Source organism: Bacillus swezeyi (assembly GCF_001969815.1).
Lineage (GTDB): Bacteria > Bacillota > Bacilli > Bacillales > Bacillaceae > Bacillus > Bacillus swezeyi.
In genome coordinates this window covers 104,666-117,050 of the sequence record NZ_MRBK01000030.1, presented here as the reverse complement: position 1 = coordinate 117,050, position 12,385 = coordinate 104,666, and the positions used below count along the sequence as shown (strand labels likewise).

The window sequence follows — 12,385 nt, the reverse complement described above, 5'->3', positions numbered from 1 at the left end:
TCGATTTTCTCGACAGCCTGGGTGGGGTTTTTCCCCACTCTTTTTATATTTGGCAAAAAAGGAGCCATTCAAAACATTTTAGAATACATATGCGGTTATGTATAATAGAGAGATGGCAAATGATGAGGAGATGTAATGATTGAAAAGAGAAGATTTGATAGCTCCAGAACGGTATAATGCGGTTGATGAAATCGAAAAATTCAAAGCTTCACCAGATAAAACGGCTTTAATATGGGAAGATGAAGCCGGCCGTAAAATGTCATGGACATATGAGACGCTGGTAGAAAAGACGAACAAAATCGGCAGCGTTTTAACCGATTCAGGACTGAAAAAAGGCGACAAGCTGATTGTGATGATGCCGCGCGTTTTAGAAACGTATGCCATATACATGGCCATTTTAAAAGCGGGAATGGTCGTGATCCCTTGCTCTGAAATGCTCCGCGCAAAAGATTTGGATTATAGAATCAAACATGCCGGTGTAAAAGGCGCGATTGTCTATTCTGCATTTATTGATTCATTCCGCGATGTCCAGTCAAAGGACGGGCTGACGGTATTTTCTGTTGGAGATCATCAAGAAGGATGGATCAATCTGCTTAAAGAAATGGAAGAGGCAGACGCGGCTGATTTTCAGGCTGCCGATACATCCCGCAATGATATCGCACTTTTATCCTATACTTCAGGAACGACAGGTCAGCCGAAAGGAGTTGTGCACACACACGGATGGGCATATGCCCATTTAAGAACGACCGCTTCTGCATGGCTTGACATCAGAGAAGATGATCTCGTCTGGGCAACGGCAGGACCCGGATGGCAAAAATGGGTGTGGAGTCCGTTGTTCGCCGTGCTGGGGAGCGGAGCAGCCGGTTTTGTCTATCATGGAAAGTTCCGTCCGGAAACATATATGGAGCTGATGGAACGCTATCGAATCAATGTGCTTTGCTGTACGCCGACGGAATATCGCTTTATGGCGAAAGTCAATGATTTGTCTGGCTTTGACCTTTCTTCATTACATAGCGCTGTTTCAGCAGGCGAACCATTAAACAGAGAAGTCATCGATACGTTTAAAAAGCATTTTGATGTTGAGGTGCGTGACGGGTACGGACAAACAGAAAGCACGCTGCTCGTCGGTGTGTTGAAAGGAATGAAAATCAAACCCGGCAGCATGGGAAAACCGACTCCCGGCAACATAGTGGACATTGTCAACGAGGACGGAGAAATCTGCCCGCCCGGTGAAACAGGTGATATCGCGGTCCATTTAAGTACACCGGCTCTGTTTAAAGAATATTATAAAGATCAGGAGCGGACGCTTCTCCAAAGAAGAGGGGATTATTTCATCACAGGGGATAAGGCCCGAAAGGATGAAGACGGGTATTTTTGGTTCGAAAGCCGCAATGACGATATCATTATCAGTTCCGGATATACAATCGGGCCTTTTGAAGTGGAAGATGCGCTGATCAAACATCCGCAGGTCAAAGAATGCGCTGTTGTCGCAAGCCCTGATGAGGTCAGGGGATCTATCGTGAAAGCGTACGTCGTCTTAAAGGACGGATCAGCGGGAGATGAGCGCCTTGCCAAAGAACTGCAACATCATGTCAAAACAATGACGGCGCCGTATAAATATCCCCGGGAAATTGAATTTATCGAACAGCTGCCGAAAACGCCTTCGGCGAAAATCAGACGCTTTGAACTGAGAGAGCGCGAAATTGCCCGGAAATCGATAGGCGATAAGTAAATTTTCCAAGAAAGAGGGGGGATATCCTTGGCTCATGACTCACTCCGCAAAATTGAGAAGGAAATCGCGCTTTTGGTGCGTTTGACAACGGCTTACAGTCCGCGGTTTGGAAATTTGGACCGCTCTGAATACCTGCTCTTGAGTGAGCTTGATAAACAAAGTCCTCTTGCAATCAATACATTGGCAGAAAAATTAATGCTCAATCTTTCGACCGCAAGCAGACAGGTCTCCGCATTGGAACGAAAGAATTTCATCAGGCGTTTTCCCGATCCGCAAAATGGACGGATCAGCCTTGTAGAAATGACATCGGAAGGCATTGATATTCTTTACAAAGTTCAAAAGGCCCGCTACGATGTGTATACGGAGATTCTCCAAGACTGGCCGAATGAAGAACTGAACATATTGGAGACTCATTTAACACGGCTGAATCGGGATTTTAAAAAGTGGAGCAAATAATTCATTAGGCTGTTGATCAAAGATCAGCGGCCTTTTTCTTTTTTATCAGATGATCTGTTGATTTATGAAAAGAAGGATGTATAATATAACTTGCATTATACAACTTGTATTATGAAACATAAGGAGAAAGGAGGAGTACTGATGAGTCAACCCGATGAAACCATTCGAGACGCTAAGAATATCAGCATTCCCAAATATTTAATCATGACCGTTTTAACAATATTTTCGATTGGGCCGCAATACTTTCTCAATCTGTCATATACGCTGAATCAAGTCGTGATTCAAAATGGACTGCATTTGACAACCGGCGATATGCGAATGCCTTCCATTTTCTCAAACCTAGCTTTTGCGCTCGGTGTTCCGCTTGGCCGTGTACTTTCAAGGAGGTTCGGGATTCGGAACAGCTACCTGGCCTTCATTTTTGTTTTCTTATGCGGGGCGCTTATCGATGCGTTTTCGGCAGGTTTGATTTCGCTTATTGTCGGAAGGGTGATCCAAGGATTAAGCGCAGGGATGCTGTTTTTGACGATTCTTCCTGTTAAATTGGTCTCTTTTCCGAATAAGTTCCGTCATCTGTTTTTATTTTTTGTGATCACCGGGCTGTTCGGCTCCTCTGCTCTAGGAGCCGTTTTTGGTTCATTATCTTTAAGCGCAGATACATGGCGCTGGGTGTTTATATTAAATATATGCTCTCCGATTCTTTGTCTAGTGATTGGATTTTTAACATTGCCGAAACAAGCGTCTGCTCAGCGCGTAAATCACTCGATTGACAAGACGGGTGTATTCTTGCTGTCGCTTCTCATGATAGTTTTGGCGGTTCCATTTATCCATTTGCAGGAAAGCGGCTTTCATTCGCTTTATGTATGGCCGTTCTTTTTGGCTGCATTTATCTTATTGGGCCTGTTTATCATGACTGACCTCCGTGCCGAACATCCTTTAGTGCCATTTGATTCGCTATGGACGGCGAAATCTGTGTCAGGGACGATCATGGCCGTTGTGTCTCATATTGCGCTGATTGTCGCCCTTGCCGGGATTAACGGATTTTTGGAAAACATTGCAGATACTTCTTTTGAAAACATCACCCGCTTTTATCTCTGTTTTTTCATGGGGATTTTAGCGACTGCCATACTAAGCACACTGTTGTATGATCATTTGGGCGCCGGGATATTAGGCTGCATCGGGGCTTTTCAAATGATGATTGTCGGTATCGGATGGAGGTCGATCCAGCCTGAAGTTTCCATGAATTCGTTATATGTTCATGCCTTTTTGCTAGGCGGCGGGGTCAGCATGGTATTGGTATCGGGAGCGTTGGGGACCGCCCTTGCCGGTGATATTCACCAAGCTTCGAAACGCTCGGTTTCCCTTCATTTTATTCGTAATTTTGCCGGTGCGGCTGCAGCGCCGGTTCTCGGTTGGTTTGCGTCAATAAAGAATACCGTTCACTACGAAACGATCAGGGGGAATATCAGCCAGTCTGATCCCGAAATTCAGCTGGAATTGTCTAAAATGGTCCGCCATTTTGTGGACAGCGGGCTCTCTCTGGGAGACGCAAAAAATATGGCGGCTTATACGGTTGCGGTGAACGCCAGAAAAGCTTCAGCCTTAGGCGCCTACCATGACTTGTTTACCATATTGCTCTGGCTTGCCGCGATCATGCTCGCGGCTTCAATTGGAAAGGCGGCAACCGGAAAAGGAAGATCGCTCGTTCAAAAAGAAAAGCGGCTTCATCTGCCAGAGCCGGCGACGGCAACAAATCAACATAAGGAGATGGGATGAAAATGAGTAAAGGACGATTAATCATCACCAATATGATCGGCATTCTCAGCGTATTGGCGCTTGCAGCTGTATGCTGGTATTACTACTATCAAAATCAGCATTATGTGACAACAGATGAAGCGGCGGTTTCCGCAGATATGACAAAAGTGATTGCACCCGCAGGCGGAAAACTGAGCGGCTGGCATACAAAAGAAGGCGAGAATGTTTCCCGCGGCGACAAACTCGGGGAAATATCAGACGGTGAGCAGTCCGTTTCTGTCAGGGCTCTTTCCGACGGAACATTGCTCAAAAATACAGCTGTCAATCACCAAACCGTAAAGCCGGGTGATGTCATCGGACAAACCGCTGACATGGATCATCTTTATATCACCACTAATATTAAAGAAACGGAATTACACGACATCGAAAAAGGCGATAAGGTGGATATTAAAGTTGACGGAGATCCTAATGCGTCGTTTGAAGGGAAAGTGGAGGAGATCGCTTATGCGGCGAATTCGGTATTTTCAATGCTGCCCGAAATAAACACAAGCGGAAGCTATACGAAAGTGACTGAGAAAGTAAAAGTGAAGATTTCGATCCAAAATCCGTCTTCTAAAGTGCTGCCTGGAATGAATGCGGAAGTGAAAGTTTCTTTATCATCGCATTGAAAGGATTTTATCAACAATCTAAAGGGACAAGACAGCCGTTCTTGTCCCTTTTTTGGTGTAAGGGTTTTCAAAAGATTAAAGGAAAGTGCGCTTAACTTTTTCCCAGAATGAATTATCTTTTAGCTTAATGGTCTTGACGACCTTTCCGGAGAGGCTGACCTCAACCTCTTTTACATGCATCGTGCTGAAGGCTTCGTTATCAAGTCCTATGATCGGATAATCATTGCCGTCTTGGACGATTTTTAATGTTAGCTTGCGGTCTGCGCTTAATATAAATGGAGATCCCAGCGTCCGGTATGTGTTGTTATTTAGTGAGGCCAGTTCTGTGACCTGTATGCACGGCAGCAGCGGATCGACAATCGCTCCTTCGACAGATTTATTATATGCAGTGCTTCCTGTCGGGGTGGATACAATCATGCCGTCTCCCCGAAATGTTTCAAAATGAAAATCGTCAATAAACACATCCATCACAAACGTTTTGATAATACTCGAGCGGATGGAGACTTCATTCAGACATTGAAAGCGGTTTGTTCCGTCCACCGTCACATCGATGAGCGGATATTTTCTGACTTCAATCTGATCTGAATTTGTCGCTTCAATCATTTTATCTGTATCATGTATATTGAAATCCGCATATAAATGAGCTTTCCCCTTTTTCGCCACGCCTACATACAGGCAGTCATCCCTGAAATTCGTTTTTCGCACCGCCTGCAAAAATGTGCCGTCACCGCCGATGCTTGCGATAATATTGGCTTTCTCGTGCTGGTGAACGACGCGAAATCCGTGTTCTTCCGCTAGCTGTTTCAGCTTTTTGCACTGCTCGTCAGTTTCTTCGCTTTTTTTGTAAAAGAAATAGATGTTCCGGCGGTCTGTCACAATCATTCTCCCCTTTGTCGTTGAAGTTTAGATTTTTCTGCCATCTAACATATATGTTAAAATGACCTGTGACCCTAGTTTATCATGTCCTAAATATTTCTTGTATATGAAGCATCATCATATTGAACTTTTTCTCTTCATATACGTACTAAGACATGTAGCTGTTTTAATTAAAGGAGGAGGAGAAAAAGGATGAATCCTAAAAGATGGGTAGCACTTGTAATCGCATTGGGCGTTTTTGGGATTTCTGCAATTATGAGTCTTATGATGGCTGTGTTTGACAGTTTCGGCGACGACAGCAAGATGCAGTTTGGACTCAATGACACGCAGGAAGAAAAGGTACTGGAACAAGGAAGCGGATCGAGCAAAATCGCCGTGCTTGAAGTGGATGGAACGATTGCTGATAACGGAGATTCGGCAAGCCTTCTTGGATCTGATGGATACAACCACAGATCATTCTTAAAAATGCTTGAAAAAGCAAAAGATGATTCCGGAGTGAAAGGAATCATTTTGCGCGTCAATTCTCCGGGAGGAGGCGTATACGAAAGCGCTGAAATACATAAGAAGCTGGAAGAAATCAAAAAAGAAACGAAGAAACCGATTTACGTTTCAATGGGGTCGATGGCCGCATCAGGAGGCTATTATATATCAACGCCTGCCGATAAAATTTTCGCAGCGCCGGACACGCTCACAGGCTCTCTTGGGGTCATTATGGAAAGCCTGAACTACAGCGAGCTTGCAGAAAAGCTTGGTTTGAAAACCGAAACGATTAAAAGCGGGGAATTTAAAGACATCATGTCTCCGACACGCGACATGACGAAAAAAGAACGGGACATCATGCAATCCATGGTTGATGATGCATTTGAAGGATTCGTAGATGTGATTGCTGAAGGGCGCGATATGTCTGAAAGCGATGTAAAGAAAATCGCCGATGGCCGCGTTTATGACGGCCGCCAGGCTAAAAAGAACCATCTCGTTGATGAACTCGGCTATTATGAAGATGCGGTTAAAGCGATGAAAAAAGACCATAAAAGCCTTGCAGACGCATCTGTCATCAGCTATCAAGAATCAACAGGCATTGCATCGCTTTTATCAATGAGCGCAAACAAAATCTTTAAGAGTGAAGCGGACTTTTTAAACATTAAAGAAGCGATATCGCAATCCGGCGCACCAAGACTGATGTATCTTTACGCTAAATAGGAGGGGACCGAAAAATGGATGTGACTTATGATGGAAAGGATCATAATGAATTATCATCGCCCGCTGAAGTTTCTCGGCAAGAATCGGCCCCAGGGGTAGAGTATGCCTTTGCCGGCTTTTGGGTCAGATTTTGGGCTTTTTTGCTTGATGGGATTGTCGTAGGCAGCATCAACCGTTTAGTGGTGTCTCCTGTTTTCAGTTTGCTCAATCTTCCTAAAGAATCAGGTTTTTTCACTTTTTCGCTGTACTCAGTCACAACGGCTATTGTGTTTTTTGCCTACTTTGCCGTGATGACCAAGTTCTTTAGACAAACATTGGGCAAAATGGTGTTTGGGCTGCAGGTCGTTTCACTAACTCCTGAAAAAGGGCTGACATGGGATGTCATTTTTTTCAGAGAAATAATCGGCCGCTACATCAACAGCTTGTATATCACCTATATCATTGTGGCGTTTTTGCCAAAGAAACAGGGCCTTCACGACTTTTTTGCGGATACCGCAGTCGTTCATGAAAAATTATATCGCAAAAAGTGAATGAATGGGCGAATCAAAACCCGGCTTATGCAAGCCGGGTTTTTTGCTGTCATTAAACCTTGGCTGTCCGCTACGTTTATTTTTGTTGATTTCTTCCTATAATGCCTAATATAAGAGGAAGTGAAATCATGATTTACATATGGATTGCTGTAGTACTCGCCATGCTCGCTGCTGTTTTGATCATGAAAATCCGCATAGCGGTTGAATACATCCATGCAGATGATGACGGCCGTTTGACGGTCAAGATTCGGACGGCATTCGGGCTTGTTCGCATCAAAAAGGAGATTCCGATGGTTAAAGTTAATCAAAAGGACATGACTATTGATGTAAAAGAACAAACGAACACAGCATTAAAAAAAGATAAAAAGAGAAGAAAAGTCGGTTTTCGGGAAGTGCTGAATAATCTGGGGCAAATGAAAAAGCTGGCCGAACAGATTATCAATCTTCAGCCGATCATCCGCAAGTTTTTAAAGAGAATTCATGTGATCAAGCTCGAATGGACGTCTGTTCTCGGTTTTCCCGACGCCGCTTTAACCGGAATCATCACAGGCGGCGCCTGGTCTCTAAAAGCCGGCACAATCGCTGTATTGGATCAGTTTTTTTGTCTTGACAATCGTCCGGAATATGAGGTGATACCCGTCTTCAACAGCCCGGCTTCCAAAACACATCTGACATGTATATTCCATTTCCGCGTTGGACATGCTATAACCGCAGCATTCAGTATCGTTATTCATTGGAAAGGGAAAGTGCGCGGCTTATTTAAGCTGCCGAAAAATCTGTCAGGTTCAACAAAGAAAGATTCATCAGTATAGGAGGAATTGAATATGGCTGAACATCCAATTCAAGGTTTGATGAAAACCGCCATGGAAAATTTAAAAGAAATGATCGATGTCAATACCATTATTGGAGATCCTGTAGAAACACCTGACGGCAGCGTCATTTTAACCGTCTCTAGAGTAGGCTTTGGTTTTGCAGCCGGCGGAAGCGAGTTCGGCGGCAATAAACAGGCAGAATCGAAAGCTAGTGACGGGGATCGTGAACGAAAAGAAGCGAAGCTCCCGTTTGGCGGCGGAAGCGGCGGAGGCGTATCGATTACGCCGATTGCTTTTTTAATTGTCGGCACATCAGGCGTTAAAATTCTGCACTTGGATGAAAATACGCATGTTATTGATAAGATATTAGAATCAGCCCCGCAAACGATCGAACGGATCCAGCAGGTCTTCAAGAAAAATGATAAGCAAAAACAGCAAATGAATCATCAAAACAATACGCCGTTTTAAAAGATCCGTCAGCCTGGCTTTTTCGGTAAACAGCAGCTCCTTGAAGTTAACTGTCTTGATTGCAGTTAACTTTTTTCAGGTATGGGCCAAACTTAAGTTTTGCAGTTTGGCCTAAACTCTTTTATAGTAGAGTCATACATAAGTGAAGGAGGAATTGATGATGGCTTCAATAACATTTAAAGGAAACCCTGTTACATTGGTGGGTTCAGAAGTGCATGCCGGCGACCAAGCGCCTGACTTTACGGTGCTGTCCAACTCGCTTGAGGAAGTCACACTTCAAGATATAAAAGGAAAACCCGCTATTATATCTGTGATTCCGTCTATCGATACAGGGGTTTGTGATGCACAGACCCGCCGTTTCAACGAAGAAGCCGCAGGCCTCGGTTCAGTGAAAGTTTATACAATCAGTGCAGATCTTCCTTTTGCACAGGCGCGCTGGTGCGGGTCAAACGGAATTGAAAATGTGGAAACATTGTCAGATCACCGCGAGATGTCATTTGGGGAAGCGTTTGGCGTTTATATCAAAGAATTGAGATTGCTTGCCCGTTCTGTTTTTGTTTTAGATGAAAACGGAAAAGTCGTGTACACTGAATATGTAAGTGAAGCGACAAACCATCCGGATTATGAAAAAGCGATTGAAGCCGCAAAATCGCTAATCAAGTAAAATTGAACGTAAAAAGGGCTCCAGGTGATCACTTGCCGGAGCTCTTTTCATGGCTCTGATTTTTTGATAAGGAGAGACATATATGCAAAACTTTCAAGTGGAAACGATATATGAATGGCTTGACAAAGGGGCGAACATCATTGCCGGTGACAGGCAAATTCCATACATAGAAGCTTTGGCAGAAGCGGGCGAGGCGTTCTTTACAAAGGATGCAAACCGGGGGCTGTCCGAATCAGCCGCCCAAAAAATGGAGGAGCTGATCGGCAAAGCCAGCTTTGCTGAATGCCGCCATGAATCGATACGCAAAGCGTTCCAGCTCGCCATATTGAAGGGCCAGAAAAATATTCCCCATCCGAACAGGCAGATGACGCCAGATACGATCGGTTTATTTATCGGCTATCTCGTCAACAAATTCATGGGGCGCAAAAAAGGGATGACTCTTTTTGACCCGGCAGCCGGCACGGGCAACCTGTTGCTTGCCGTTTTAAATCAGCTTCCTGAAGAGGCCGGCAAAGCCTTCGGATCAGAGATTGACGATGTACTGATTAAGCTCGCATATGTTCAGGCAAACCTTCAGCAAAAGGAGATCGAATTTTTTAACCAGGACAGCTTGCAGCCTCTTTTTATGGACCTTGTGGATGCGGTTCTCTGTGATCTTCCTGTCGGATATTATCCGGATGATGAAAGCGCCGCGGCGTTCAAGCTGAAAGCTGATGAAGGCCACTCTTTTTCACATCATCTGTTCATTGAGCAAAGCCTGACATATACAAAACCGGGCGGATACCTATTTTTCATGATTCCGAATCATTTGTTTGAAAACAGCCAAAGCGAAAAGCTGCGCAGCTTTTTAAAAGACAACGCGCATATTAATGCAGTTCTTCAGCTCCCATTGTCGATTTTTAAAGATGAAGCACATGGCAAAAGCATCTTGGTTTTACAAAAGCAAGGCGAACAGGCCAAAGCTCCGAAACAGGTGCTGCTCGCTCAGATTCCGTCATTTTCAAATAAAGAAGCGATGCTCAAGATGACGGCTAAACTCGACAATTGGTTGAGGCATGAAAAGAACTAAGAAAGTCAGAGATGGTATTCTCTGACTGTTTTTATTTTCAGAAAATAATGATTTATTTTTGAAAACGCTACCAATTAAGATAGCGACTTGAAATGGAGTGTTCGGAGTGTTTAAATGAGAAAGGCAGATATTTTTTGAATTTACTAAGAACGATTTTATACATATTTTTTATGATCCGGGTTGAACATAAAGTCACCGGACTCTAGGTAAAAAGGAGCGTCATTTATGTCCAAAATTATTGCAATCAACGCTGGAAGCTCATCATTAAAGTTTCAGCTTTTTGAAATGCCCAGCGAAAAAGTATTAACAAAAGGTTTGGTTGAACGAATTGGTTTAGACAACAGCATTTTCACCATTTCTGTCGACGATGAGAAAAAGAGTGAAACAACTGATATTCCGGATCATTCTGTAGCCGTAAAAATGCTGCTGAATAAACTGACGGAATTTGGCATTATTCAAGATTTAAACGAAATCGATGGAATCGGCCACCGCGTAGTCCACGGAGGCGAAAAATTCAGCGACTCTGTTTTATTGACAGATGAAATGATTGAAGAGATTGAAGAGATTTCTGAATTGGCGCCGCTTCATAACCCGGCCAATATCATCGGAATCAAAGCGTTTAAAGAAGTTCTTTCAAATGTGCCTGCAGTTGCCGTGTTTGATACTGCTTTTCACCAATCAATGCCTGAGCAATCATATTTATACAGTCTGCCTTATGAATACTATGAAAAGTTCGGCATCCGCAAATACGGTTTCCACGGAACGTCTCATAAATATGTCACTGAACGCGCAGCAGAGCTTCTCGGCCGTCCGCTTAAAGAGCTTCGCCTGATTTCCTGCCACCTTGGAAACGGGGCAAGCATCGCTGCTGTTGAAGGCGGAGAATCAATCGATACGTCAATGGGCTTTACACCGCTTGCCGGCGTAGCGATGGGGACGCGCTCAGGAAACATCGACCCGGCGCTCATCCCATTCATTATGGAAAAAACGGGACAGACAGCTGACGAAGTCTTGAATACACTCAATAAAAAGAGCGGTCTTTTAGGCATTTCCGGTTTTTCAAGCGATTTGCGCGACATTGTTGAAGCGACTAAAGAAGGCAATGAGCGCGCGGAAACGGCTCTTGAAGTATTTGCGAGCAGAATCCATAAATACATCGGTTCTTATGCGGCAAGAATGAGCGGAGTCGACGCCATCATTTTCACTGCCGGCATCGGCGAAAACAGCGTTGAAGTCAGAGAACGCGTCCTTCGCGGCTTGGAATTCATGGGCGTATATTGGGATCCGGCTTTAAATAATGTCCGCGGACAAGAAGCATTTATCAGCTATCCGCATTCACCTGTAAAAGTCATCATCATTCCGACAAATGAAGAAGTCATGATTGCAAGAGATGTTGTAAGATTGGCTCAGTAAAAAATGAAAGGAACAGCCTTCTCTTATGAGAGGGCTGTTTTTTTACAGGCGTTCTCCTTTATAATGAAAAAAGATTGCAAAAAAGGAGGCCGCCAGCCATGAGCGTAGAGCAGCACAAAAAAGAAGCGCCTGACTGTGTAAACTGCAAGGTTATTACCGTAAGCGACACAAGATCTGAAGACACTGATAAAAGCGGCAGGCTAATGAAAGAATTTTTAAAAGGAGCCGGCCATAAGGTCATCTCCTATGAGATTGTAAAGGACGAAAAAGAAGATATTCAAGCAGCGGTGTTTGAGGGCTGTCTTGACGATCGGATTGATGCGATTCTGCTGAATGGCGGGACAGGCATTGCCGCAAGGGATGTGACGATCGAGTCAATCGTTCCTCTCTTTTCAAAAGAGATTCCGGGATTTGGAGAAATCTTTCGAATGCTAAGCTACACAGAGGATATCGGTGCAAGCGCGATTCTCTCCAGAGCGGCTGCGGGCGTTATTCAAAACAAAGCCGTATTTGCGATGCCGGGTTCAAGCGGCGCTGTGAAGCTGGCAATGTCAAAATTGATCGTTCCCGAGCTTGCACACGTCATCAGAGAACTGAGAAAAGACATGGCACAAAGCCGGCGGGTTTAAGGCACGTGCCCGCGGCGGATAAAGCTGAATATGACATGAACTTCATTCATAAAAAATGAATGAAGTTTTTTTTATAAAAAGGTTGAAAAAACCAAACTTCCTTGTTAAAGTGT

13 protein-coding genes are annotated in these 12,385 nt (G+C 44.2%); 12 read left to right on the top strand and 1 reads right to left on the bottom strand.

The features are described from left to right. Window positions 1-139: 139 nt before the first annotated feature. The 4 genes from mbcS (at window position 140) to BTA30_RS19810 (ending at window position 4,611) form a co-directional block, all read left to right on the top strand. Entirely contained in the window at window positions 140-1,732 is a 1,593-nt protein-coding gene (mbcS, locus tag BTA30_RS19825) for an acyl-CoA synthetase MbcS (RefSeq protein ID WP_076763340.1), read from the top strand. A gap of 27 nt (window positions 1,733-1,759) precedes the next feature. Then, window positions 1,760-2,188 carry a MarR family winged helix-turn-helix transcriptional regulator gene (locus tag BTA30_RS19820; protein ID WP_076763338.1) on the top strand — a complete coding sequence of 143 codons (429 nt, stop codon included), beginning with the start codon at window positions 1,760-1,762 and terminating at the stop codon, window positions 2,186-2,188. Window positions 2,189-2,329: 141 nt separating this feature from the next. Further along, window positions 2,330-3,964 carry an MFS transporter gene (locus BTA30_RS19815; protein WP_076763335.1) on the top strand — a complete coding sequence of 545 codons (1,635 nt, stop codon included), beginning with the start codon at window positions 2,330-2,332 and terminating at the stop codon, window positions 3,962-3,964. Window positions 3,965-3,966: 2 nt separating this feature from the next. Continuing rightward, window positions 3,967-4,611: an HlyD family secretion protein gene (locus tag BTA30_RS19810; RefSeq protein ID WP_076763332.1), complete on the top strand. Its 645-nt coding sequence runs from the start codon at window positions 3,967-3,969 to the stop codon at window positions 4,609-4,611. Between the two features lie 75 nt (window positions 4,612-4,686). Here BTA30_RS19810 and BTA30_RS19805 read toward each other — a convergent pair whose 3' ends face one another. Continuing rightward, entirely contained in the window at window positions 4,687-5,487 is an 801-nt protein-coding gene (locus BTA30_RS19805) for an NAD kinase (RefSeq protein WP_076763329.1), read from the bottom strand. A gap of 192 nt (window positions 5,488-5,679) precedes the next feature. Here BTA30_RS19805 and sppA point away from each other — a divergent pair, with 192 nt between their 5' ends. The 8 genes from sppA (at window position 5,680) to BTA30_RS19765 (ending at window position 12,272) form a co-directional block, all read left to right on the top strand. After that, window positions 5,680-6,687: a signal peptide peptidase SppA gene (gene sppA, locus BTA30_RS19800; RefSeq protein WP_076763326.1), complete on the top strand. Its 1,008-nt coding sequence runs from the start codon at window positions 5,680-5,682 to the stop codon at window positions 6,685-6,687. Window positions 6,688-6,701: 14 nt separating this feature from the next. Beyond that, a complete protein-coding gene (locus tag BTA30_RS19795; protein ID WP_076763323.1) occupies window positions 6,702-7,217 on the top strand; it encodes an RDD family protein in 516 nt (171 codons plus the stop codon). A gap of 128 nt (window positions 7,218-7,345) precedes the next feature. Further along, window positions 7,346-8,029 carry a DUF2953 domain-containing protein gene (locus tag BTA30_RS19790; RefSeq protein ID WP_076763320.1) on the top strand — a complete coding sequence of 228 codons (684 nt, stop codon included), beginning with the start codon at window positions 7,346-7,348 and terminating at the stop codon, window positions 8,027-8,029. Between the two features lie 12 nt (window positions 8,030-8,041). Beyond that, window positions 8,042-8,497 (top strand): GerW family sporulation protein, encoded by a 456-nt coding sequence (gene ytfJ / locus BTA30_RS19785; RefSeq protein WP_076763319.1) that lies wholly within the window; start codon window positions 8,042-8,044, stop codon window positions 8,495-8,497. A gap of 160 nt (window positions 8,498-8,657) precedes the next feature. Continuing rightward, complete coding sequence (gene tpx, locus BTA30_RS19780; protein ID WP_076763316.1) at window positions 8,658-9,161, top strand: thiol peroxidase; 504 nt, start codon at window positions 8,658-8,660, stop codon at window positions 9,159-9,161. 82 nt (window positions 9,162-9,243) lie between these two features. After that, window positions 9,244-10,230: a class I SAM-dependent methyltransferase gene (locus tag BTA30_RS19775; protein WP_076763313.1), complete on the top strand. Its 987-nt coding sequence runs from the start codon at window positions 9,244-9,246 to the stop codon at window positions 10,228-10,230. A 225-nt stretch (window positions 10,231-10,455) separates the two neighbouring features. After that, entirely contained in the window at window positions 10,456-11,643 is a 1,188-nt protein-coding gene (locus tag BTA30_RS19770; RefSeq protein WP_076763311.1) for an acetate kinase, read from the top strand. A gap of 98 nt (window positions 11,644-11,741) precedes the next feature. Further along, on the top strand, window positions 11,742-12,272 hold the full coding sequence (locus tag BTA30_RS19765; protein WP_076763308.1) for a MogA/MoaB family molybdenum cofactor biosynthesis protein: 531 nt from the start codon (window positions 11,742-11,744) through the stop codon (window positions 12,270-12,272). Window positions 12,273-12,385: the final 113 nt, after the last annotated feature.

Bases quoted from the DNA above. Each gene is read 5' to 3' on its own strand.
- tpx (WP_076763316.1), top strand. From the start codon at position 8,658: ATGGCTTCAATAACATTTAAAGGAAACCCTGTTACATTGGTGGGTTCA.
- ytfJ (WP_076763319.1), top strand. From the start codon at position 8,042: ATGGCTGAACATCCAATTCAAGGTTTGATGAAAACCGCCATGGAAAAT.
- BTA30_RS19770 (WP_076763311.1), top strand. From the start codon at position 10,456: ATGTCCAAAATTATTGCAATCAACGCTGGAAGCTCATCATTAAAGTTT.
- BTA30_RS19775 (WP_076763313.1), top strand. From the start codon at position 9,244: ATGCAAAACTTTCAAGTGGAAACGATATATGAATGGCTTGACAAAGGG.
- BTA30_RS19795 (WP_076763323.1), top strand. From the start codon at position 6,702: ATGGATGTGACTTATGATGGAAAGGATCATAATGAATTATCATCGCCC.
- sppA (WP_076763326.1), top strand. From the start codon at position 5,680: ATGAATCCTAAAAGATGGGTAGCACTTGTAATCGCATTGGGCGTTTTT.
- BTA30_RS19790 (WP_076763320.1), top strand. From the start codon at position 7,346: ATGATTTACATATGGATTGCTGTAGTACTCGCCATGCTCGCTGCTGTT.
- BTA30_RS19815 (WP_076763335.1), top strand. From the start codon at position 2,330: ATGAGTCAACCCGATGAAACCATTCGAGACGCTAAGAATATCAGCATT.
- BTA30_RS19810 (WP_076763332.1), top strand. From the start codon at position 3,967: ATGAGTAAAGGACGATTAATCATCACCAATATGATCGGCATTCTCAGC.
- BTA30_RS19765 (WP_076763308.1), top strand. From the start codon at position 11,742: ATGAGCGTAGAGCAGCACAAAAAAGAAGCGCCTGACTGTGTAAACTGC.